This window comes from Micromonospora sp. NBRC 110037 (genome assembly GCF_001652995.1).
Lineage (GTDB): Bacteria > Actinomycetota > Actinomycetes > Mycobacteriales > Micromonosporaceae > Micromonospora > Micromonospora chalcea.
Genome location: NZ_BBVA01000003.1, coordinates 1 through 21292 on the forward strand (window position 1 = coordinate 1; position 21292 = coordinate 21292).

Annotated in this window: 21 protein-coding genes; 10 read left to right on the plus strand and 11 right to left on the minus strand. The window is 71.7% G+C overall.

The features are described 5' to 3' along the window. The coding region (locus A4R25_RS31075; protein ID WP_197494888.1) for a transposase at positions 1 to 729 on the minus strand (729 nt) is incomplete at its 3' end. Between the two features lie 168 nt (positions 730 to 897). Then, on the minus strand, positions 898 to 2115 hold the full coding sequence (locus A4R25_RS09935) for an NADP-dependent isocitrate dehydrogenase (protein ID WP_043328372.1): 1218 nt from the start codon (positions 2113 to 2115) through the stop codon (positions 898 to 900). 139 nt (positions 2116 to 2254) lie between these two features. On the opposite strand from A4R25_RS09935, the gene A4R25_RS09940 reads away from it, so the two are divergent. After that, entirely contained in the window at positions 2255 to 3052 is a 798-nt protein-coding gene (locus A4R25_RS09940) for an MBL fold metallo-hydrolase (protein WP_064446554.1), read from the plus strand. A gap of 151 nt (positions 3053 to 3203) precedes the next feature. On the opposite strand, the gene mdh is transcribed toward A4R25_RS09940, so the two are convergent. Continuing rightward, complete coding sequence (mdh, locus tag A4R25_RS09945) at positions 3204 to 4154, minus strand: malate dehydrogenase (protein WP_064446555.1); 951 nt, start codon at positions 4152 to 4154, stop codon at positions 3204 to 3206. A gap of 98 nt (positions 4155 to 4252) precedes the next feature. Beyond that, positions 4253 to 5116 (minus strand): bifunctional methylenetetrahydrofolate dehydrogenase/methenyltetrahydrofolate cyclohydrolase, encoded by an 864-nt coding sequence (locus A4R25_RS09950; RefSeq protein ID WP_043328369.1) that lies wholly within the window; start codon positions 5114 to 5116, stop codon positions 4253 to 4255. A 390-nt stretch (positions 5117 to 5506) separates the two neighbouring features. Between A4R25_RS09950 and A4R25_RS09955 the strand changes: the two genes are divergently transcribed. From A4R25_RS09955 to A4R25_RS09975, 5 genes are all read left to right on the plus strand, one after another. Next, positions 5507 to 7105 carry an ABC transporter substrate-binding protein gene (locus A4R25_RS09955; protein ID WP_064446556.1) on the plus strand — a complete coding sequence of 533 codons (1599 nt, stop codon included), beginning with the start codon at positions 5507 to 5509 and terminating at the stop codon, positions 7103 to 7105. Positions 7106 to 7194: 89 nt separating this feature from the next. Next, positions 7195 to 8133 (plus strand): ABC transporter permease, encoded by a 939-nt coding sequence (locus tag A4R25_RS09960; protein WP_064446557.1) that lies wholly within the window; start codon positions 7195 to 7197, stop codon positions 8131 to 8133. Further along, positions 8126 to 9082, plus strand: coding sequence for an ABC transporter permease (locus tag A4R25_RS09965; RefSeq protein ID WP_064446558.1), 957 nt, complete (start codon positions 8126 to 8128; stop codon positions 9080 to 9082). The genes A4R25_RS09960 and A4R25_RS09965 overlap by 8 nt, the downstream gene beginning before the upstream one ends. Positions 9083 to 9088: 6 nt before the next feature. Continuing rightward, entirely contained in the window at positions 9089 to 10126 is a 1038-nt protein-coding gene (locus A4R25_RS09970) for an ABC transporter ATP-binding protein (RefSeq protein WP_064446559.1), read from the plus strand. Next, complete coding sequence (locus tag A4R25_RS09975; RefSeq protein ID WP_064446560.1) at positions 10110 to 11138, plus strand: ABC transporter ATP-binding protein; 1029 nt, start codon at positions 10110 to 10112, stop codon at positions 11136 to 11138. The genes A4R25_RS09970 and A4R25_RS09975 overlap by 17 nt, the downstream gene beginning before the upstream one ends. Positions 11139 to 11345: 207 nt before the next feature. On the opposite strand, the gene A4R25_RS09980 is transcribed toward A4R25_RS09975, so the two are convergent. From A4R25_RS09980 to purN, 3 genes are all read right to left on the minus strand, one after another. Further along, entirely contained in the window at positions 11346 to 11786 is a 441-nt protein-coding gene (locus A4R25_RS09980; RefSeq protein WP_064446561.1) for a hypothetical protein, read from the minus strand. Positions 11787 to 11933: 147 nt separating this feature from the next. Continuing rightward, positions 11934 to 13508 carry a bifunctional phosphoribosylaminoimidazolecarboxamide formyltransferase/IMP cyclohydrolase gene (gene purH / locus A4R25_RS09985; RefSeq protein ID WP_064446562.1) on the minus strand — a complete coding sequence of 525 codons (1575 nt, stop codon included), beginning with the start codon at positions 13506 to 13508 and terminating at the stop codon, positions 11934 to 11936. After that, positions 13505 to 14125, minus strand: a complete 621-nt coding sequence (gene purN / locus A4R25_RS09990) for a phosphoribosylglycinamide formyltransferase (RefSeq protein WP_064446563.1) — start codon at positions 14123 to 14125, stop codon at positions 13505 to 13507. Before purN ends, purH begins: the two co-directional genes overlap by 4 nt. A gap of 180 nt (positions 14126 to 14305) precedes the next feature. Between purN and A4R25_RS09995 the strand changes: the two genes are divergently transcribed. Both A4R25_RS09995 and A4R25_RS10000 read left to right on the plus strand, forming a co-directional pair. Then, positions 14306 to 14602: a CD225/dispanin family protein gene (locus A4R25_RS09995; RefSeq protein WP_043328361.1), complete on the plus strand. Its 297-nt coding sequence runs from the start codon at positions 14306 to 14308 to the stop codon at positions 14600 to 14602. A 35-nt stretch (positions 14603 to 14637) separates the two neighbouring features. Continuing rightward, a complete protein-coding gene (locus A4R25_RS10000; RefSeq protein ID WP_043328360.1) occupies positions 14638 to 15183 on the plus strand; it encodes a DUF4190 domain-containing protein in 546 nt (181 codons plus the stop codon). A 78-nt stretch (positions 15184 to 15261) separates the two neighbouring features. Here the strand turns inward: A4R25_RS10000 and A4R25_RS10005 are convergent, their stop codons facing one another. Then, positions 15262 to 16587 carry a DUF6350 family protein gene (locus A4R25_RS10005; protein ID WP_043328359.1) on the minus strand — a complete coding sequence of 442 codons (1326 nt, stop codon included), beginning with the start codon at positions 16585 to 16587 and terminating at the stop codon, positions 15262 to 15264. Between the two features lie 159 nt (positions 16588 to 16746). Here A4R25_RS10005 and A4R25_RS10010 point away from each other — a divergent pair, with 159 nt between their 5' ends. Beyond that, the gene (locus A4R25_RS10010) at positions 16747 to 17016 is read left to right on the plus strand and encodes a hypothetical protein (RefSeq protein WP_043328358.1); all 270 of its coding nucleotides are present in this window, start codon (positions 16747 to 16749) and stop codon (positions 17014 to 17016) included. 56 nt (positions 17017 to 17072) lie between these two features. On the opposite strand, the gene sucD is transcribed toward A4R25_RS10010, so the two are convergent. From sucD to A4R25_RS10025, 3 genes are all read right to left on the minus strand, one after another. Continuing rightward, entirely contained in the window at positions 17073 to 17960 is an 888-nt protein-coding gene (gene sucD / locus A4R25_RS10015) for a succinate--CoA ligase subunit alpha (protein ID WP_030501510.1), read from the minus strand. Between the two features lie 2 nt (positions 17961 to 17962). Continuing rightward, positions 17963 to 19141 (minus strand): ADP-forming succinate--CoA ligase subunit beta, encoded by a 1179-nt coding sequence (gene sucC / locus A4R25_RS10020; RefSeq protein ID WP_043328357.1) that lies wholly within the window; start codon positions 19139 to 19141, stop codon positions 17963 to 17965. A gap of 434 nt (positions 19142 to 19575) precedes the next feature. Beyond that, the gene (locus A4R25_RS10025; protein WP_030501512.1) at positions 19576 to 19980 is read right to left on the minus strand and encodes a cobalamin B12-binding domain-containing protein; all 405 of its coding nucleotides are present in this window, start codon (positions 19978 to 19980) and stop codon (positions 19576 to 19578) included. A 402-nt stretch (positions 19981 to 20382) separates the two neighbouring features. On the opposite strand from A4R25_RS10025, the gene A4R25_RS10030 reads away from it, so the two are divergent. Then, entirely contained in the window at positions 20383 to 21093 is a 711-nt protein-coding gene (locus A4R25_RS10030) for a M23 family metallopeptidase (RefSeq protein ID WP_043328356.1), read from the plus strand. The last annotated feature ends 199 nt before the right edge of the window (positions 21094 to 21292 follow it).

The following is a 21292-nucleotide window of genomic DNA, read 5'->3' on the forward strand; positions in this document are numbered from 1 at the left end:
CCAGGCCACGACGTGGAATGCATCGGCGCAGCGCACGGCGTTCGGGCAGCGCCGTCGGATAACGGTGGTGATCCAGTCCGCGCCGTCGGCGGACACGTGCGTGATCTTCGCGGCCCGCTCATCGCCGAGCAGGTCGAAGAACGCGTTGAGGGTCGCCGCGCTCTTGCCGGGCGAGGCCCAGACCAGCCAGCCGGTGTCATGATCGACCACCACGGTCAGGTAGCGGTGGCCCTTCTTGTAGCTGATCTCATCGATGCCGATACGGCGCAGTCCCTCAAGGCGGTCCACCGCGGCACCGGTGTCGGCCCACACCCGCGCCACGATCGCCCCGACGGTGCGCCAACTGATGCGCATCAGCTGCGACACCGCCGACTTCGCGGTATGCACCGCCAACCACGACACCATCTGGTCAAACGCCCGGGTGTGCCCTGCCCCATGCCGAGCCCACGGCACTGCCGCGACCACAACCCCGTGCTCCGGACACGACACCCGCGGCACGTGCGCCTCGATCACCGCTCGCACCACGCCCAGATCCAACGCCCGCCACCGACGACGAACCCCAGCGTCATAGCGGGCACACCGCCGACGACAGTGCGGACACCGCCGCGACGCGCCCTTACGCACCCGCACCCGAGCCACCACCACCGACTCGACCGGATCGAACTCCACGCCCTCGACAACCGCCTGCTCGACCCCGAGCAGCCCAGCCCATACCCTGGCAGAACGCACGCCGTTCTCCCGCCCATCAAGTTCTGACCTTCGACAAGCCAGAACCTAGGCAGGACAACGGCGTGCGCCATCAACGACGCGCCCAACCACCCACAGACACGTCACAAGACCCTTAAAAAGGGTCCCTTCTACAACGCGAGGCGTTAAGAAGGGGCCCTTCCTTACACGTCAGGCGGCGAGCCGGCGCGCCAGGTTCTCGTCGAGCGCGTTCATGAACTCGTCGGTGGTCAGCCACGGGGCGTCCCGCGAGATGAGCAGCGCGAGGTCCTTGGTCATCTGGCCGCCCTCGACGGTGTCCACGATGACCTTCTCCAGCGTGTTCGCGAACTCGGTGACCGCCGGGGTGCCGTCCAGCTTGCCCCGGTGGGCCAGGCCCCGGGTCCAGGCGTAGATCGAGGCGATCGGGTTGGTCGAGGTCTTCTCGCCCTTCTGGTACTGCCGGTAGTGCCGGGTGACGGTGCCGTGGGCGGCCTCGGCCTCGACGGTGCGGCCGTCCGGGGAGAGCAGCACCGAGGTCATCAGGCCGAGCGAGCCGAAGCCCTGCGCGACGGTGTCGGACTGCACGTCACCGTCGTAGTTCTTGCAGGCCCAGACGTACCCGCCCTCCCACTTGAGCGCGGCGGCGACCATGTCGTCGATCAGCCGGTGCTCGTAGGTGAGGCCGGCGGCCTCGAACTCGGCCTTGAACTCGTTCTCGAACACCTCGGCGAAGATGTCCTTGAACCGGCCGTCGTACGCCTTGAGGATGGTGTTCTTGGTGGACATGTAGACCGGGTAGTTGCGGTCCAGGCCGTACCGGAACGAGGCGCGGGCGAAGTCCCGGATCGACTCGTCGTAGTTGTACATGCCCATGGCGATGCCGCCGCCGGGGAAGTTGGCGACCTCCATCTCCATCGGGGTGCCGCCGTCGGCCGGGGTGTAGGTGATGGTCACCGTGCCCGGGCCGGGGACGACGAAGTCGGTGGCCTTGTACTGGTCGCCGTGCGCGTGCCGGCCGATGATGATCGGCTTGGTCCAGCCCGGGACGAGCCGCGGCACGTTCGACATGATGATCGGCTCGCGGAAGACCACGCCGCCGAGGATGTTGCGGATGGTGCCGTTCGGCGACCGCCACATCTTCTTCAGGCCGAACTCCTCCACCCGGGCCTCGTCCGGGGTGATGGTGGCGCACTTGACGCCGACGCCGTGCTCCTTGATGGCGTTGGCGGCGTCGACGGTGACCTGGTCGTCGGTGGCGTCACGGTGCTGGATCGACAGGTCGTAGTAGTGCAGGTCGACGTCGAGGTAGGGCAGGATCAGCTGCTCCCGGATCTGCTTCCAGATGATCCGGGTCATCTCGTCGCCGTCGATCTCCACGACCGGGTTGTTTACCTTGATCTTCGCCATCGGCCGGCGCTCCTCTCGGGGGACACGTGCTCAAGCAGTACGAGCGTACTGGAAACTGGCCGGCAGTCCCCAGGCGGCCCGGGTGGGCCGCCGGAAAAGCGGGCTGCGCCGTACCGCGACCCGCTGGCATCATCGTGCGATGCCGCGCAGCCGCACCCTCGGGTCTATCACGGTCACCGCGCTGTCCGACGGCGAGGGGCCCTTCTTCCAGCCCCGCGGCGAGGCGTTTCCCGGCGCCACCCAGGCGCACTGGGCGGCTGCCGACCGGCTCGACCCGGGCGCCGTCACCGCCGACGGCCGGTGGTGGCTGCGGTTCCGCGCGTTCGCGGTGCGGACCGGCGACGGGCCGGTCACGCTCGTCGACGCCGGCATCGGCCCGGCCGACTCGCTCGCCGCGAGCTGGGCGCCGGTCCCCGGCCGGCTGCCGGCCGAGCTGGCCGCCGCCGGGATCGATCCGGCCGACGTCCGCACCGTGGTCCTCACCCACCTGCACACCGACCACGTGGGCTGGGCCGGCGCGCTGTTCCCGAACGCGGACCACCTGGTACAGCGCGCCGAGCTGGACGCGCTGGAGCTGTTCCACCCGGAGCTGCCGGCCCGGCTGCTGGGGCCGTTGCGCGCCGCCGGCCGCCTGCGGGTGGTCGACGGCGAGACGCCCCTCACCCCGGGGGTACGGCTGCTGCACACCCCAGGCCACACGCCGGGTCACCAGTCGGTGCTCATCGAGGCGGACGACGAGCGCCTCCTGATCACCGGCGACCTGCTCGTGCACGCGATCCAGTTGGTCGCCCCGGAGCTGGCGTACGCCCACGAGGTGGACCCGGACGAAGCCCGCCACTCCCGCACGACCCTGCTGGCAACCCTCTCCCCCGCCACCCTGGCCACTCCCCACCTGACCGCTCCCTTCACCCCCCACCCCCGACCGGCTCGATCATGAGGTTGGCGGCGGAATTGGAGATCGAATACGCCGTCAACTTCATGATCGACGGGGAGAGCGGGGAGAACTGGGAGGGCGGGGAGAGACGCGGGCGGGACAGCGGAAGGCCCGCCGGCGGAAGCCGGCGGGCCTTCTGCGCAGTTGGTCGGGCTCACATGCTGGCGACGTCGCCCTGCTTGGCGCGGACGGCCTCGGCGGCCTCCTTCAGCGCGGCCAGCTCGTCGGCGTCCAGGTCGGTCTCGACGACCCGCTTCACGCCCTCGGCGCCGATCTCGGCCTCGACGCCCAGGTAGACGCCGGAGATGCCGTACTCGCCGTCGACCCAGGCGCAGACCGGCATGACCTCGCCGGAGTCCTCGGCCACTGCCTTCGCCATCCGGGCCGCGGCGGCGGACGGGGCGTAGTACGCCGAACCGGTCTTGAGCAGCGCGACGACCTCGGCGCCACCGTTGCGGGTCTTGACGACCAGCTCCTCGATCTGCTCGGCCGGCATGACGTCACGCAGCGGCTTGCCGTTCACGGTGCTCTTGGACGGCACCGGGACCATCGTGTCGCCGTGCGAGCCGAGCGTCAGGGTCCGTACCGACTTCACCGGTACGCTCAGCGCCTCGGCGACGAAGTTGGTGAAGCGGGCGGTGTCCAGCATGCCGGCCTGGCCGAGCACCCGGTTCTTCGGGAACTGGGTGGCGAGCTGGGCCAGCGCGGTCATCTCGTCGAGCGGGTTGGACACCACGATGACGACGGCGTTCGGCGCGTACTTGGCGACGTTCTCGGAGACCTGCCGGACGATCTTGGCGTTGGTCTCCAGCAGGTCCATCCGGCTCATGCCCGGCTTGCGCGGCAGGCCGGCGGTGATGACGACCACGTCCGAGCCCTCGATGGCGTCGTAGCCCTCGCCGTTCGGGCCGGTGGTGACGCCGACAACCTTGGTCTCGAAGCCCTCGACCGCGCGGGACTGGTTGAGGTCGAGCGCGAGACCCGCCGGCTTGCCCTCCACGATGTCGGTGATCACGACGGTGTCGAAGACGTCGTACTCGGCCAGGCGCTGTGCGGTGGTCGAGCCGTAGAAGCCGGCGCCGACGACAGTGACCTTCTTACCCATGGTCGTCCCACTCCCTGATCCCAGTCGGTTTTCCGGACCGTATCAGCCATCCTGGCACCGATCGGGCCAGGGGCGGACGGTTATGACCTGGGTGGGTGTCAGCCCGCCCGCTCGGCCCGTTCGACCACGTTGGTGAGCAGCATCGCCCGGGTCATCGGACCGACGCCGCCGGGCATCGGCACGAGCTTGCCGGCGACCTCGGCGACCTCCGGGTCGACGTCGCCGGTGTAGCGGCCCTTGCCGTCGTCGCCGATCACGCGCGTGATGCCGACGTCGACCACTGTCGCGCCCGGGTTGACCATGTCGGCGGTGAGCAAACCCGGTACGCCGGCGGCGACGATGACGACGTCGGCGGCGCGGGTGTGCGCGGCGAGGTCGAGCGTGCCGGTGTGGCAGAGCGTCACCGTGGCGTTCTCGCTGCGCCGGGTCAGCAGCAGGCCCAGCGGACGGCCGACCGTGTTGCCCCGGCCGACGACGGCCACGTTCGCGCCGCGCAGCGGCACGTCGTGGCGGCGCAGCAGCTCCACGATGCCGCGCGGGGTGCAGGGCAGCGGAGCGTCGTACCCGAGGACGAGCCGGCCCAGGTTGACCGGGTGCAGCCCGTCGGCGTCCTTGTCCGGGTCGATCGACTCCAGCGCGCGCTGGGTGTCGAGGTGCCCGGGGAGCGGGAGCTGGACGATGTAGCCGTGGCAGGCCGGGTCGGCGTTCAGCTCGGCCAGAGCCGCGTCGAGCTGCTCCTGGGTGGCGTCTGCGGGCAGCGTGACCCGCAGCGAGGCGATGCCGACCTCGGCGCAGTCGCGGTGCTTGCCGTTGACGTACGCCTGGGAGCCGGGGTCCTCCCCGACCAGCACCGTGCCGAGGCCGGGGGTGATGCCGCGTTCCGCGAGCGCCTTGACCCGGGCCCGTAGCTCGTCCTTGATCTCCGCCGCGGTGGCCTTGCCGTCCAGGATCGTCGCCGTCACGTCGTGATCGTCTCACGCCCGCTGGCGGGCCCGGACGACGACGGCCGACGATCACGCTGCGCAACGTGCGCTAAGTCACGGAGAGTCACCAATCACGGTGACGCCGCAGCCCGGTCACACCCGGACGGGCAGGGACCGGACAGCGGGAACAGCCGTCGCAGACCGCCCGGCCACGCGCGGACCGGAACAGAGGCAACCAGGAAAGAACCAGGCAGGAGCGAGGTTTAGCACGCGCGAGCGGCAACGACAAGACAGGGCGAACACGATCCGTCATCGATCAACCACGCGCCAGTTGTCGATGGGCCGAACCGCGACCTACCGTTACCGCTCGTTGCGCAGAGTCACCCAACGTCGGGACGACCGCGCAGCGTGAGGAGATGAGGAGACCCCATGCGTGTTCGTAGGCTCGCGGCCTGGGCCGCGCTCCCGCTCGCGGTGACGCTCGGCCTGACGGCCTGCGGCTCGGGCGGCGGCAGCGGCGGTGCCGGCAACCCCGACGCGGCCGTGCGGATCGAGATCGCCGAGCCGCAGCACCTGGTGCCCACAAACACCAACGAGACGAGCGGCTCCCAGGTCCTGTCGGCCCTGTTCAGCCCGCTCGTCGACTACGACGAGGCGAACAAGCCGCACGAGGTGGCGGCGGACTCGGTGACGACGTCGGACAACAAGGTCTGGACGATCAAGCTGAAGCCCGGCTACACGTTCCACAACGGCGAGAAGGTCACCGCCGACAACTACATCGACGCCTGGAACTACGGCGCGTACGCCCCGAACGGCCAGAACTCCAGCTACTTCTTCGAGAAGGTGGCCGGCTACGACGACCTCCAGGGCGAGACGCCGAAGGCGAAGACGCTCAGCGGCCTGCAGAAGGTCGACGACCTGACCTTCACCGTGACGCTCAACGAGCCGTACGTGGACTTCAAGTCGATGCTCGGCTACACCGCCTTCTACCCGCTGCCCAAGGCGGCCTTCTCCGCGCCGGGCGTACTGGCCGAGGGCTACGAGCAGGCCCCGATCGGTCAGGGCCCGTTCAAGATGAAGGGCAGCTGGCAGCACGACGCCAAGGTCGAGGTGGAGCGCTACGACGCCTTCCCGGGCCAGCAGCCCAAGGTCGCCGGTGTCGAGTTCCGCATCTACCAGCAGCCGACCGCCGCGTACGCGGACGTGCTGTCGGACAACCTCGACGTGATCAAGACGATCCCGACCGAGAACCTGTCCACCGCCGCGACCGACCTGGGCGACCGCTACCAGGAGAGCCCGGCCTCGTCGCTGCAGGTGCTGGCCTTCCCGACGTTCCAGGAGGAGTTCAGCAAGCCCGAGGTGCGCAAGGCCATCTCGATGGCGATCGACCGGGACGAGATCACCAAGTCGATCTTCAAGGACTCGCAGCGGCCGGCCCGCTCGTTCGTCTCGCCGGTGGTCGCCGGCTACCGGGAGAACACCATCGGCACCGCGGGCGCGTTCGACCCGGTCAAGGCCAAGGCCATGTACGAGGCCGCGGGCGGCCCGAAGAAGATCGAGCTGTCCTACAACGGCGACGGCGGCCACAAGGACTGGATCGACGCCACCTGCAACCAGCTCAAGGCCAACCTGGGCGTGGACTGCGTCGGCACCGCCGAGCCGAAGTTCGCGGACCTGCTGACCAAGGTCAAGAAGAAGCAGCCGGTCGGCCTGTTCCGGATGGGCTGGGTCATGGACTACCCGTCCATGGAGAACTACCTCGGCCCGCTGTACAGCAGCACCGGCTCGTCGAACTACTACGGCTACAGCAACCCGGAGTTCGACAAGCTGCTCGCCGAGGGCGCCCGCGCGGCGACCGAGGACGAGGCGATCAAGAAGTACCAGGCGGCGGAGGACCTGCTCGCGCAGGACATGCCGGTGATCCCGCTGCGGTACGGGCAGAACAACTTCGGCCACTCGACCAAGGTCAAGAACGTCCACGTGGACCTCTTCGACCGGGTGGACCTGCTGAAGATCGAACTCGCCTGACACCCTGCTGACGGGCCGGGCCACCCCCACCGGGTGGCCCGGCCCTGGCATTGGCCCACATTTACGCCGTTTTCGGCAGACTTGCCAGCATGCTCCGCTTCATCCTGCGGCGACTCCTGCAGATGGTCCTCGCCTTCTTCGGGACCACTCTGATCGTCTACGCGCTGATGTTCGCCGGGCAGGGCGACCCGATCCAGGCCCTCGCCGGGGAGCGGCCGGTGACCCCCGCGCAGCGGGCCTACCTGACCGAGAAGTACCACCTGGACGCGACAGGGATCGGCGGCTTCTTCTACCGCTACTTCAACTACCTCGGCGGCCTGGTCCAGGGTGACCTCGGGCAGTCGCTGACCGGGCGGCAGATCAGCGACATCCTCGCCGCCGCCTGGCCGGTCACCCTCAAGCTGGCGGTGATCGCGATGGCGGTCACGGTGATCTTCGGAGTCACCGCCGGCGTGATCGCGGCCATCCGCCGCTCCGGCGTGTTCGACCACGCCACGCTCGTGCTCACGCTGCTGGTGCTCGGCATACCCACCATCGTGCTCGCGCCGCTGGCGCAGTACTTCCTCGGCGTACGGTGGCCGATCTTCCCGCCCACCGCCGGAGCGCAACCCTCCTTCTACGCGCTGCTGCTGCCCGGCATCGTGCTCGGCTCGCTGTCCCTGGCCACCGCGCTGCGGCTGACCCGTACCTCGGTGACCGAGAACCTGCGCGCCGACTACGTCCGCACCGCCCGCTCGAAGGGCCTGCGGCGACGCCGCATCGTCGGCGTGCACGTGCTGCGCAACTCGCTCATCCCGGTGATCACCTTCCTCGGCGTCGAGCTGGGCAACCTGATGGGCGGCGCGATCATCACCGAGGGCGTGTTCAACGTGCCCGGCGTCGGCTTCAACCTGTTCCGCGGCATCCGCACCGAGGACGGCCCCCTGGTGGTCGGCATCGTCAGCGTGCTCGTCGTGGTCTACCTGCTCTCCAACCTGGTGGTGGACGTGCTCTACGCCGTCCTCGACCCGAGGATCCGCTATGAGTGACTTCGAGACGGTGGCGGCCACCGAGAACCAGGCGGCGCGGCGCGGCGTCTCCGGCGAACCGGGCACGCCCGGCCGGGCCGGGCGGCCGGAGCGGGCCCGCAGCCTGGCCGGGGACGCGTGGCGGGACCTGCGCCGCAACCCGGTCTTCTGGATCAGCCTGCTCCTGGTGGTGCTCGTCGCCGCGATGGCGGTGGCCCCCGGGCTGTTCGCCGCGAACGACCCGCGCGACTGCGTGCTCTCCCGCCAGCACGCCGGGCCGTCCGGCGGGGCCATCTTCGGGTACGACTTCCAGGGCTGCGACACGTTCGCCCGCGCGGTCTACGGCGCCCGCGCCTCACTGCTGGTGGGGGCGCTCTCCGCGCTGATCACCGGCGTGATCGCGCTCGTCGTCGGGATGCTCGCCGGCTACTTCGGCGGCTGGGTCGACGCGGTGCTCTCCCGGGTGATCGACATCGTGCTCGGCATCCCGCTGCTGCTCGCCGCGATCGTGCTGCTCAAGCGGGTCAGCACCAGCGGCGACACGGTACGGCTGTTCGCGGTGATCTTCGTGCTGGCGCTGCTCGGGTGGACCACCGCGGCCCGGGTGGTCCGCTCCTCGGTGATCACCGCCCGGGAGCAGGACTACGTGGCCGCAGCCCGGATGCTGGGGGCCGGCAACGGGCGGATCATGTGGCGGCACATCCTGCCGAACGCGCTCGCCCCGGCCATCGTGGTGCTCACCATCGCGCTCGGCTCGTTCATCGCGGCCGAGGCGACGCTGAGCTTCCTCGGCATCGGCCTGAAGGCGCCGACCATCTCCTGGGGCATCGACATCGACGCCGGGCGGGTGCACATGCGCGAGTCGGCGACGCCGCTGATCGTGCCGTCGGCCTTCCTCGCCCTGACCGTGCTCGCCTTCATCATGCTCGGCGACGCGATCCGCGACGCCTTCGACCCGAAGCTGCGGTGACAACCCATGACCCAGTCGTCGGCCCGGCCCACGCCGGCCTCGCCCACCCCGCCGGGCGGGCACCTGCTGGAGGTACGGGACCTGCACGTCGAGTTCCGCACCCGCGAGGGCGTGGCCCGGGTCATCAACGGGGTGACGTACCACCTGGACGCCGGGGAGACGCTCGCGGTGCTCGGCGAGTCCGGCTCCGGCAAGTCCGTCACCGCCCAGGCGATCATGGGCATCCTGGACACCCCGCCCGCGTACGTGCGCGGCGGGCAGATCCTCTACCAGGGGCGGGACCTGCTGACCCGGCCGGAGGAGGAACGCCGTCAGATCCGGGGCACCGAGATCGCGATGATCTTCCAGGACGCGCTGTCGGCGTTGAACCCGGTCTTCCCGGTCGGCTGGCAGATCGGCGAGTCGCTGCGCGAGCGGGCCGGGATGTCCCGGGCCGACGCACGCAGGCGCACGATCGAGCTGATGGACCTGGTCCGGATCCCGGCCGCGGCGAAGCGGCTCGGCGACTACCCGCACCAGTTCTCCGGCGGCATGCGCCAGCGGGTCATGATCGCCATGGCGCTGGCTCTCGACCCGAAGGTGCTGATCGCCGACGAGCCGACCACCGCGCTGGACGTGACGGTGCAGGCGCAGATCATGGACCTCCTGGCCGACCTGCGCCGCGACCTCGGCACGGCGCTCATCCTGATCACCCACGACCTGGGCGTGGTCGCCGGTGTCGCGGACCGGATCGCGGTCATGTACGCGGGCCGCATCGTCGAGCACGCCGACGTGCACGCGCTGTACCGGGCGCCGGCCCACCCGTACACGAAGGGGTTGCTGGAGTCGATCCCGCGCCTGGACGTGCGCGGCCAGGAGCTGTCGAGCATCCGCGGCCTGCCGCCGAACCTGATGGCGATCCCCTCCGGCTGCCCGTTCCACCCCCGGTGCCCGTACGTCCAGCAGGTCTGTGTGGACGAGGTGCCGCACGACCTGGTGCTCGGCGACGGGCGGACCAGCGCGTGCCACTTCGCGCAGGAGGTGCACGATGACAGCGCCGGCTGACGCCACGAAGGTGCGCGGCGAGACCATCCTCTCCGTCGACCACCTGGTCAAGCACTTCCCGATCAGCCAGGGCGTGCTGTTCAAGAAGACCATCGGCCAGGTCAAGGCGGTCGACGGCGTCTCCTTCGAGCTGCGGCGCGGTGAGACGCTCGGCGTGGTCGGCGAGTCCGGCTGCGGCAAGTCCACGCTGGCCCGGCTGCTGATGCGCCTGGAGACGCCCACCGCCGGGCGGGTCACGCTGGAGGGCCGCGACCTGCTCCGGGCCGGCGGGGCGGAACTGCGCCGGCTGCGCCGCAACATGCAGATGGTGATGCAGGACCCGTACACCTCGCTGAACCCGCGCATGACTGTCGGCGACATCGTCGGCGAGCCGTTCGAGATCCACCCGGAGGCGGCGCCGAAGCGCAGCCGGCGGCAGCGGGTGCAGGAGCTGCTGGACGTGGTCGGGCTCAACCCGGAACACGTCAACCGGTACCCGCACCAGTTCTCCGGCGGCCAGCGGCAACGCATCGGCATCGCCCGGGCGCTCGCGCTGCGGCCCGAGATCATCGTCTGCGACGAGCCGGTGTCGGCGCTCGACGTCTCCATCCAGGCCCAGGTGATCAACCTGTTGGAGCAGCTCCAGGACGAGTTCGGGCTGTCGTACATCTTCATCGCCCACGACCTGTCGGTGGTGCGGCACATCTCCGACCGGGTCGCGGTGATGTACCTGGGCCGGATCGTCGAGATCGGCACCGAGGAGCAGATCTACCAGCGGGCCACCCACCCGTACACCCAGGCGCTGCTGTCGGCGGTCCCGGTGCCCGATCCGGAGGCCCGCGACCGGCAGACCATCATCCGGCTCAGCGGCGACGTGCCCAGCCCGGCCGACCCGCCGTCCGGCTGCCACTTCCGGACCCGCTGCTGGAAGGCCGAGGAGGTCTGCGCGGTCCAGGACCCGCAGACCGTGCCCCGGGCGGCGGACCCGCACCCCAGCGCCTGCCACTTCGCCGAGGTCCGCACCGACGTGTGAGCGTGACGAAGGCCCCGTCCCCCGGAGGAAGAGGGGGCGGGGCCTCCGCTGCGGCGGGTTGGGCGTGGACCCGGGGCGATCCCGGCGGCGTTGAGGCGCGCCGCCGTACGTGATCGGTGTCCCGCGACGGAACCGCCGGGTCGACGCGGCGGTCCGGTGCGGCTCGGGTGAGGTGTCCCGGCGTGCGGGTCCCGGGTCCGGCGTGGCTCAGGCGGCCGGCGGGGCGCGCGCGGCGAGCGGGCCGCGCGGCGGCAGCGGCACGACCGGCGGCCGGGGCGCGGGCACGACGGGTTCCGGCACGGCCGGACCGGCCACGCGCTGGAGCGCGGCCGGGGCCAGGTCGTCCGGTCCGTCGGCGTAGCCGAGGCCGCCGCCGTGGTCGTGCCACGGCCCGGCGGCAAGCTCCGACCAGGAGATTCCGGGGTACGCGGTACGCAGCGCGACCGGGCTCGTTCCGGCGGACGGCGCGGCGGCGAGCGTTCCGGCAGGCGGCGCGGCGGCGGGCGTATCGGCGGGCGGCGCGGCGGCGAGCGCGGCAACGATCGGGGCGGGGGCCGGTGCGACGGCGGGCGCGGCGGCCGATCCCAGTCCGGCCAGGACGAAGGCCAGCGTGACGACGACGGCGGTCAACCGGTCGCGAACGCGCATGGCACACCTGCCGGTCTCACGGGCGGCGGAGACGGTCGATCGTCGCCGCGCACACGCTAGCAACCGGTTCCGGCGGCGGGCAACGGCCCGGCGTCCGGGTGCGTCCGTCGGGTGGACGACCGACGCACCCGGGCGACTACGGCCTGGTCAGTGGAAGAAGTGCCGCGTCCCGGTCAGGTACATGGTGACGCCGGCCGCCTTGCAGGCCGCGATGGTCTCCTCGTCCCGGATCGAGCCGCCCGGCTGGACGATCGCCCGTACCCCGGCGTCGATGAGGATCTGCGGGCCGTCGGCGAACGGGAAGAACGCGTCGGAGGCGCAGACCGAGCCGCGGGCCCGCTCGTCGCCGGCGCGGCTGACCGCCAGCCGCGCCGAGTCCACCCGGTTGACCTGACCCATGCCGACGCCGACGGTGGCGCCGTCGCGGGCCAGCAGGATCGCGTTGCTCTTGACCGCGCGGACCGCCCGCCAGGCGAACGCCAGGTCGCGCAGCGTCGCGGAGTCGGCCGGGTCGCCGGTGGCCAGCGTCCAGCCGGACGGGTCGTCGCCGGGCGCGTCGACGGCGTCCCGCGACTGCACCAGCACGCCGCCGCTGACCTGCCGCCACTCGGCGGGCCGCACAGCGAACTCGGGCGCCCGCAGCAGGCGGAGGTTCTTCTTGGCCCGCAGCAGCTCCAGCGCGTCCTCGTCGAAGCCGGGCGCCACCAGCACCTCGGTGAAGATCTCCGCGACCTGGCCGGCCATCGCCGCGTCGACCGGCCGGTTCACCGCGATCACCCCGCCGAACGCGGAGACCGGATCGCAGGCGTGCGCCTTGCGGTGCGCCTCGGCCACGTCCGCGCCGACCGCGATGCCACACGGGTTGGCGTGCTTGATGATCGCCACCGCCGGCTGGTCCGGGAAGTCGTTGGCGGCCCGCCAGGCGGCGTCCGCGTCGACGTAGTTGTTGTAGGACATCTCCTTGCCGTGCAGCTGCTCGGCCTGGGCCAGCCCGGCCGGCGCGCCCGGATCGGTGTAGAGCGCCGCCGCCTGGTGCGGGTTCTCGCCGTACCGCAGCACGGCCTGGCGGCGCAGCGCCAGCCCGGCGAACTGCGGCCAGCCGTCCTCGGCCGGCGCCACGGTGGTGGCGAACCAGTCGGCCACCGCCACGTCGTAGTCGGCGATGTCGGCGAAGGCCCGGGCGGCGAGCGCCCGGCGCTGGGCGATCGTGAAACCGCCGTCGGCGAGCGCGGCCACCACCGCCGGGTACGCGGCCGGGTCGGTCACCACCGCGACCGAGGCGTGGTTCTTCGCCGCGGCCCGCACCATCGCCGGGCCGCCGATGTCGATCTGCTCGACACACTCTTCGGTGTCGGCGCCGGAGGCGACGGTGGCCTGGAACGGGTAGAGGTTGGAGACCAGCAGGTCGATGCCGGCGATGCTGTGCTCGTCGAGCTGGGCGGCGTGCGCGTCCTTGCGCAGGTCCGCGAGGAGACCACCGTGGATCTTCGGGTGCAGCGTCTTGACCCGCCCGTCGAGGATCTCCGGGAAGCCGGTGACCTGCTCGACCGGCGTGACCGGCACCCCGGCGCCGGAGATCGTCGACGCGGTGCTCCCGGTCGACACGATCTCCACGCCGGCCTCGTGCAGGGCGCGGGCCAGCTCGGCCAGGCCGGTCTTGTCGTAGACGCTGACCAGCGCGCGCCGGATCGGGCGGCGGCCGGCGTCCTCAGTGGCGTTCACGGGATGGTGACCTTTCTTCCGGTGATCGTCCAGCCTTCACGGACCAGGCGGCCGACCTGCTCGACGAGCTGGCGCCGCTCGGCGGACTTGATGCGCTCGGTGAGCGTGTCCTCGTCGTCGCCGTCGAGCACCGGCACGGCGACCTGGGCCACGATCGGCCCGGTGTCCATCCCGGCGTCGACGAAGAACAGCGTGGCCCCGGTGACCTTCACGCCGTACGCCAGCGCGTCACGGGGGCCGTGGATGCCGGGGAACGCCGGCAGCAGCGTGTTGTGCGTGTTGAGGTAGCGGTCGCCGAACGCGGCCAGGAACTCCGGCCCGACCAGCTTGAGGAACCCGGCGCTGATGACCAGGTCCGGCCGGTGCTCGGCGACCCGCGCGGTGAGCGCCTTGTCCCAGTCGGCGCGGGTGGGGTGGTCCTTGAGCCGCTCGACGAAGGACGGCACGCCGGCGGCGGCGGCCCGGTCCAGGCCGGCGATCCCGTCCCGGTCGGCGCCGACGGCGACGACCCGGGCGCCGAAGCCGGGGTCGGCGGTGGCGTCCAGCAGCGCCTGGAGGTTGCTGCCGGAACCGGAGACGAGGACGACGAGGCGGGCGACGGACGCGGGCTCGGTCACGCGGCAACCCTATCGGGCAGGTCAGGCGCCCCGGCCTCGGGGCGGCGGCTCAACGGTTGACCTCCCGGGTGGCGTGCTCGCGGTACGCTGCCGGTCGCCCGGTGTCCGGCCTCGCGCCCGGCCCGCACCCCCACGAAGAATCCGGCACGCCGCGTGCCGTCGGACCGAGGAGTACGTCGCATGCAGCCCGGATACCCCCCGCAGCAGCCGCAGCAGATCGACAACAACATGACGATGTCCATCGTCGCGATCTTCCTGTTCTGGCCGCTCGCGATCCCGGCCATCATCAACGCGTCGAAGGTCAACCCGCTGATCCAGCAGGGCGACTACGCCGGCGCCCAGGCTGCCGCCGCCGAGTCCAAGAAGTGGTCCAAGTGGGCCCTCATCGCCGGCCTGGCCTGGATCGCCATCATCGTGGTGGGATGTTGCCTCCTCGGCGGCCTGGCTGGTATCGCCGGCAACAGCGGCAGCAACTGACGCACAACCGAACCGAACCTGAGGAGCACCCAGACATGCAGCCCGGTTACCCCGGCCAGGACCCGTACGGCCAGCAGCCGAACCAGGACCCGACCGCTCAGCCGAACGACCCGTACGCCCAGCCGCCGCAGGCCCCGCAGTACGGCCAGCAGCCGCAGTACGGGCAGCAGCCGACGTCGGGCCAGCCGTACGGCCAGCCCACCTCGGGTCAGCCCGCCTACGGCCAGGACCCGTACGCGCAGCAGCAGCCGCCGTACGGTGCCGCGCCGCAGTACCCGACCGCCGGCTACCCGGCCGGCCCGGCGCAGGGTCAGGGCCAGAACAACACCATGGGCCTGGCCGGCATGATCGTCGGCATCGCCTCGATCGTGCTCGGCCTGTGCTGCCCGCTGCTGGGTGTCCCGGCCGGCATCGTGGCGGTCGTCCTCGGCGTGCTCGGCCAGAAGAAGGTCCAGGCGGGCGAGGCCAGCAACGCCGGCCAGGCACGGGCCGCCCTGATCTGCGGCGCCGTCGGCGTGGTCGTCGGCATCGTCAGCGCCATCGCGGGCGCTGCGATCAACATGAACAACTTCGGCGCCTGACCGTCGTTCGAACGAGGGGCGTCCGGCAACCGCCGGGCGCCCCTCGCGCGTCTCTCTCCCCGCGCGGCGCCGGACGGATCAGCGGGGCGCCGGGGTGGCGCGGGGCGGGGGTGCCGGACGCGCCGGGCGGGTCAGGGTGCGGGTGGCGGCCGCGCCGAGTACCGCGCCCACCGCGATCACCAGGGTGGCCACCACCGCCACCGGCCAGGGCGACGGGCCGACCTCGGCCAGCCGTCCGCCGCCGAGCGGCCCGCCGGAGACCGCCGCGACCAGCCCCAGCAGCACGCCGGCCACCGGTCCGGCGAGCGCGGCCGGCCCGAGCAGCGCCGGCCAGGCCACATCGGCCCGTTCCTCGGCGGCCGCCCGGATCAGCCGCCGGGCCAGGAGCCAGCCGGCCGCCATCGCGGCCAGCACCGGCACCGCGAGCAGCGCGGCGCCGAGCCCGTCCATCGGGCCGCGCGGCAGGCCGGCCAGCAACGGTACGGCCGGCAGCGCGCCGACCGACACCTCACTCGTGCGGACGGCGGTGTCGGTGCCGACGGCGAACCCGGGACCGAGCAGGTAGCTGGCCGACCAGGCGATGGCGTTCGGCGCGTACGCGAGGCTGACCAGGGTGATGCCGGCCTGACCGGCCACTCCGGTCCGGTAGGCGCCGATCATGTCGGCCGCGTCGCCGCCGCCGGTGGCCACCGCCAGTCCGGCCGCCCCCGCGCCCGCGCCGAGCAGCAGCAGCGCCGCGACCAGGCCGGTACGCAGGCCGTCGCGCAGCGGCGGTGGGCAGCGCGCGGTCAGCAGCGCCCAGACGCCTGTGGTGCGCAGCGCCCCGACCAGGGCGGCCGGCACGCCGAACGCGGCGAACGTGAGCGCGGCGGTGACCGGGGAGACCCGCAGCCCGCCCGCGTCGACGGCGAACGCGGCGAGCGCGCCGAGCAGCGCGTACGCGATCCCGACGGCGGCCGCGACGGTGAGCGCCTGGCGGGGCGAGCCGGCCCCGCGCGCGCCGACGGCCCGGCTGACGTGCACGCCGGCGCGGGTGAGCCGCCAGACGGCGAGCGCGCTCAGCGCGAGCGGGATCAGGCCCAGCGGCCCGGCTGTGGTCTGCAGCGGCACGCCGTGCCCGAGCAGCCAGCCGGCCAGGCCGGCGCGCAGCGCGCCGCCGAGCGAGCCGGCGTCCTCGCTGAGCTGGGCCAGGCCCAGCACGACGGAGACCGGCAGCCACGAGGTCAGCGCGGCCCAGAGCGCCGCCACCCCGGCCGCGACGGGCAACGGCGCCCGGCTGCGCGGCTCCTCGCCCGAGCGCGGCGCGGGCACCCGCGCGGCCGGGCGGGCGCGGCCGGGTGGCCGTTCCCCGGCTCGGGGACCGGAAGCCGGACGGCGTGGCTGGTCAGGGGTGACACGTGACATCGGGTCTACTCTGGCACGCCGCGGGAAGGACGGCAGTCCGATACCGGGTCGGCAGCGCGGCGAGTTCGCCGAACCCCCGCCTCAGCGGTGGTGATCCGGTCTAGCCTCGGCCTCAGACGCGACCATTCCCGTCGCGGCGCCTACCGTTCGGAGGAAGCCGTGCACGCTCCGTATCCGCCACCACCGCCGCCGCCGGCCGTCGGCCGGGACCGGACCACGCTCTGGGGCGTCCTCGGCATCGTCTTCGGCCTGTTCTGCTGCGGCATCCTGGGCATCGTCTTCGGCGCGCTGTCGATCCGCGACGCGCGGCGCAACGGCAAGTCGCAGCTGCTCGGCTGGCTGGCCATCGCGTTCGGTGTGATCAACATCGTCGCCAGCGCCATCGTGCGGGCCCGGGGCAACTCGTACTACCCGTACTGGTACCGCTGAACGCGAGGGGGCCGGCCGGTTCCCCGGTCGGCCCCCTCGGCGCGTGGTACGGCCGCTCAGCGGCCGGACATGAGCTCCCGCATCAGGTTGGCGGTCTCGGTCGGGGTCTTGCCGACCTTGACGCCCACCGCCTCCAGCGCCGCCTTCTTGGCGTCGGCGGTGCCCGCCGAGCCCGAGATGATCGCGCCGGCGTGACCCATGGTCTTGCCGGGCGGGGCGGTGAAGCCGGCGATGTAGCCGACCACCGGCTTGGTGACGTTGGCCTTGATGAACTCGGCCGCCCGCTCCTCGGCGTCGCCGCCGATCTCACCGATCATGACGATCGCGTCGGTCTCCGGGTCCGCCTCGAAGGCGGCCAGGGCGTCGATGTGGGTGGTGCCGATGATCGGGTCACCGCCGATGCCGACGCAGGTGGAGAAGCCGATGTCGCGCAGCTCGTACATCATCTGGTAGGTCAGCGTGCCGCTCTTGCTGACCAGGCCGATGCGGCCGGAGCCGGTGATGTCGGCCGGGATGATGCCGGCGTTGGACGCGCCCGGCGAGGCGATGCCCGGGCAGTTCGGGCCGATGATCCGGGTGCGCTCGCCCTTGGACTTGTTGTACGCCCAGAACGCGGCGGTGTCGTGCACCGGCACGCCCTCGGTGATCACCACGGCCAGGTCGATGCCGGCGTCGATCGCCTCGACCACGGCGGCCTTGGTGAACTGCGGCGGCACGAAGATGACTGTGACGTCCGCGCCGGTGGACTTCATCGCGTCCGCGACGGACGCGAAGACGGGCAGCTCGGTGCCGTCGAAGTCGACGGTGGTGCCGGCCTTGCGCGGGTTCACGCCGCCGACCACGTTGGTGCCGGCGGCGAGCATCCGCCGGGTGTGCTTGGAACCCTCGGAACCGGTCATCCCCTGCACGATGACCTTGGAGTCCTTGGTCAGCCAGATAGCCATTGTCAGACCCCCGCAGCTGCCAGCTCGGCGGCCCGCTCGGCCGCGCCGTCCATGGTGTCGACCCGCTGGATCAGCGGGTTGGCCGCGCCGTCGAGGATCGCCCGACCGGCCTCGGCGTTGTTGCCGTCGAGACGGACGACGAGCGGCTTGGTGGCCTTCTCGCCGCGCTGCTCCAGCAGCGCCAGCGCCTGCACGATGCCGTTGGCGACCGCGTCGCACGCGGTGATGCCGCCGAAGACGTTGACGAAGACGCTCTTGACCGACGGGTCGGACAGGACGATCTCCAGGCCGTTCGCCATCACCTCGGCGCTCGCGCCGCCGCCGATGTCGAGGAAGTTGGCCGGCTTGACGCCGCCGTGCCGCTCGCCCGCGTACGCGACCACGTCGAGCGTGGACATGACCAGGCCCGCGCCGTTGCCGATGATGCCGACCTCGCCGTCGAGCTTGACGTAGTTGAGGTCCTTGGCCTTGGCGGCCTGCTCCAGCGGGTCCACCGACGCCTGGTCGACCAGGGCCTCGTGGTCCGGGTGCCGGAACGCGGCGTTCTCGTCCAGCGTGACCTTGGCGTCCAGGAGCAGCAGCTTGCCGTCCTTGGTGGTGGCCAGCGGGTTCACCTCGACGAGCGTGGCGTCCTCGGCGACGAACGCCTGCCACAGCTTCACCGCGACGTCGACGACCTGGTCGGCGACCTCGGCCGGGAAGCCGGCCGCGGTGACGATCTCCCGGGCCTTCGCCTCGTCGACGCCGGTGTTGGCGTCGATCGGAGCCTTGACGACCTTCTCGGGCGTCTCGGCGGCGACCTGCTCGATGTCCATGCCGCCGGCCACGCTGGCGATGCAGAGGAAGGTGCGGTTCGCCCGGTCGAGCAGGTAAGAGAAGTAGTACTCCTCGGCCACGTCCGCGGTCACGGTGATCATGACCTTGTGGACGGTGTGACCCTTGATGTCCATGCCGAGGATGTCGGTGGCCCGGGCCACCGTCTCCTCCGCGCCCTCGGCCAGCTTCACGCCGCCGGCCTTGCCGCGGCCACCGACCTTCACCTGCGCCTTGACGACCACCCGACCGCCGAGGCGTTCGGCGATCGCGCGGGCCTCCTCCGGGGTAGTGGCGACGCCGCCGGCGAGCACGGGCAAGCCGTGCCGCTCGAACAGGTCCCGCCCCTGGTACTCGTACAGGTCCACGTTTGCGCGTCCCGTCCCGTCTCCGCGGCGCGCCGTCGCGCCGCCACCAGCGTTGGAAAATCAGTTTGACGCCTGTCATCAGAAGAGACAGGCCATTTGCCGCAGCCTAACGAGATGGGAACCGGCGGCAACCGAGCGGGTGCGGGGTGTGCGGTAATGCACAGCCCTCTTCGGCCGGCACCGGTTTCCGGCGGCGCCGGCACGCGGCGGCGGCCGCGGTTGTCAGCCGTCCGGGGGATGTGCCGGACCGGGCGTAACCGCCGGTCGGGGGCGTCGTTGAGTGTGATGTCGGAGCGCTGGTCAAGCGCGACGACGGGAGCGGCCGATGCCCTGTCGGTCGAGGGGTGGCGGCGGGGCATCGTGCATAGAGGGGCCGGGCGTGTGAGGGGTGCGTCCGGCCCCTCCCCCGTGCCCGGAGCCGCAAATGCGGCGGGTCAGCCGACCGGCTGGGCCACGTTCTCCCGCACCCATTCGACGATCGACCCGGTGGTCGCGCCGGGGGTGAAGATCTTCGCGACGCCGAGCCGCTCCAGCTCCGGCAGGTCGGCCTCGGGGATGATCCCGCCGCCGAACACCACGATGTCGGTGGCCTCGCGCTCGGCGAGCAGTTCGAGGACGCGCTTGAACAGCGTCATGTGCGCGCCGGAGAGCACGGACAGGCCGACCGCGTCCGCGTCCTCCTGGATGGCGGTCTCCACGATCTGCTCGGGCGTCTGGTGCAGGCCGGTGTAGATGACCTCCATGCCCGCGTCGCGCAGGGCACGCGCGACGACCTTCGCGCCCCGGTCGTGGCCGTCCAGGCCGGGCTTCGCGACGACGACCCGGATACGAGAGCTCATCTGCGCACACCTTTCACCAGGACACTGACCTGAACGAACGGTAACCCGGCGGAGCGGGGGGCGGAAAGCGGGGCCCGGACCGTCCCACGCCCGGGCTACCCTCCTACCGCTCAGGCGCGGACGCGGAAAGCCGGACACCTCCGCCGATCGGTCACTGTCCGCGACGAATGGACAGTCGGAGGCCCATCCGACCGGCGGCACGAGACATGACAAGCCAGGATGGAAACGGACATAACGAATCGCCAGTTCGGCGCTTCGGCTTGTGACAGGAGTGGCAGTTGGCTAACGTGTCCACGGTTGTCATCAGGTCCACGGACGGGTGACGACGCGACACCGGAGGTTCCACCGAGCTTCACCGAACGGTCCGGAGTCGCATCGGATCCCCGACAACGGAGGGTGTGCGTGCGCCAGCGCCTGTCGTCTGAGCCCGATCGCTATCGCGGCCGCCGTCGCGTACCCACCCCCCCGCGGAGCCGCTACGCGGCGGTGGTCACCACCGCGTTCGTCGGCGCCGGCATCGTCGCCATCGGCGCGAACGCCCTTCCTGACGCCAAGAGCGTCAACCCCTCGGTCCTCGACGAGCTCCGGCAGGCCTCGGTCGCCAGCCAGGACGCGGCGGCCCGTGCCGACAGCGCCGACCGCGCGTCCCGGTCCGACCGCACCGACAGCAAGATCACCGAGCAGGACCCGTGGCTCCTGCCGCTGCACGGCTACGACTTCAAGTCCCCCTACGGCATGCGCTGGGGCAAGCTGCACACCGGCATCGACCTGGTTGCGCCGGAGGGCACGCCGTACAAGGCGGTCCACGCCGGGACGGTCACCAAGGCGGGCTGGTTCGGCGGCTACGGCTACGCGGTGATCGTGAAGCACTCCGACGGCACCGAGGCCATCTACGGCCACTCCTCCGCCGTGTCGGTCAAGGAGGGCCAGGAGGTGAAGGCCGGCGACCAGCTCGGCCTGGTCGGCAACACCGGCCACTCCTACGGCTCCCACCTGCACCTGGAGATCCATGTCAAGGGCCAGCCGCAGGACCCGGTGGCGTTCCTCAAGGAGCGCGGAGTGGACATCCAGCTCGAAATCGAAGCGATTTACGGCGACGTAGCCGCCTCCTGACGCTCAGTACGCCCCGTCACCGCCCGGATCACACGATCCGGGCGGTTTCGTTTGGCGGAAGTCTGCCACGTCACACCCGCCGGTGTGAGCGGGACCACATCGGTAGGTGATCGTCTTCGCCGATGAACCGCCCGTCCGGTCCGCAACCGGGCACGCCGCGACGGCCCGCAGCCATTGCTCCGGCCACCCGATACCCGCC

Coding starts and splice junctions, on each gene's coding strand:
- A4R25_RS09935 (WP_043328372.1), bottom strand. CDS start 2,115: ATGGCGAAGATCAAGGTAAACAACCCGGTCGTGGAGATCGACGGCGAC.
- A4R25_RS09940 (WP_064446554.1), top strand. CDS start 2,255: ATGCCGCGCAGCCGCACCCTCGGGTCTATCACGGTCACCGCGCTGTCC.
- mdh (WP_064446555.1), bottom strand. CDS start 4,154: ATGGGTAAGAAGGTCACTGTCGTCGGCGCCGGCTTCTACGGCTCGACC.
- A4R25_RS09955 (WP_064446556.1), top strand. CDS start 5,507: ATGCGTGTTCGTAGGCTCGCGGCCTGGGCCGCGCTCCCGCTCGCGGTG.
- A4R25_RS09960 (WP_064446557.1), top strand. CDS start 7,195: ATGCTCCGCTTCATCCTGCGGCGACTCCTGCAGATGGTCCTCGCCTTC.
- A4R25_RS09965 (WP_064446558.1), top strand. CDS start 8,126: ATGAGTGACTTCGAGACGGTGGCGGCCACCGAGAACCAGGCGGCGCGG.
- A4R25_RS09970 (WP_064446559.1), top strand. CDS start 9,089: ATGACCCAGTCGTCGGCCCGGCCCACGCCGGCCTCGCCCACCCCGCCG.
- A4R25_RS09975 (WP_064446560.1), top strand. CDS start 10,110: ATGACAGCGCCGGCTGACGCCACGAAGGTGCGCGGCGAGACCATCCTC.
- A4R25_RS09980 (WP_064446561.1), bottom strand. CDS start 11,786: ATGCGCGTTCGCGACCGGTTGACCGCCGTCGTCGTCACGCTGGCCTTC.
- A4R25_RS09995 (WP_043328361.1), top strand. CDS start 14,306: ATGCAGCCCGGATACCCCCCGCAGCAGCCGCAGCAGATCGACAACAAC.
- A4R25_RS10000 (WP_043328360.1), top strand. CDS start 14,638: ATGCAGCCCGGTTACCCCGGCCAGGACCCGTACGGCCAGCAGCCGAAC.
- A4R25_RS10005 (WP_043328359.1), bottom strand. CDS start 16,587: ATGTCACGTGTCACCCCTGACCAGCCACGCCGTCCGGCTTCCGGTCCC.
- sucD (WP_030501510.1), bottom strand. CDS start 17,960: ATGGCTATCTGGCTGACCAAGGACTCCAAGGTCATCGTGCAGGGGATG.
- A4R25_RS10025 (WP_030501512.1), bottom strand. CDS start 19,980: ATGAGCTCTCGTATCCGGGTCGTCGTCGCGAAGCCCGGCCTGGACGGC.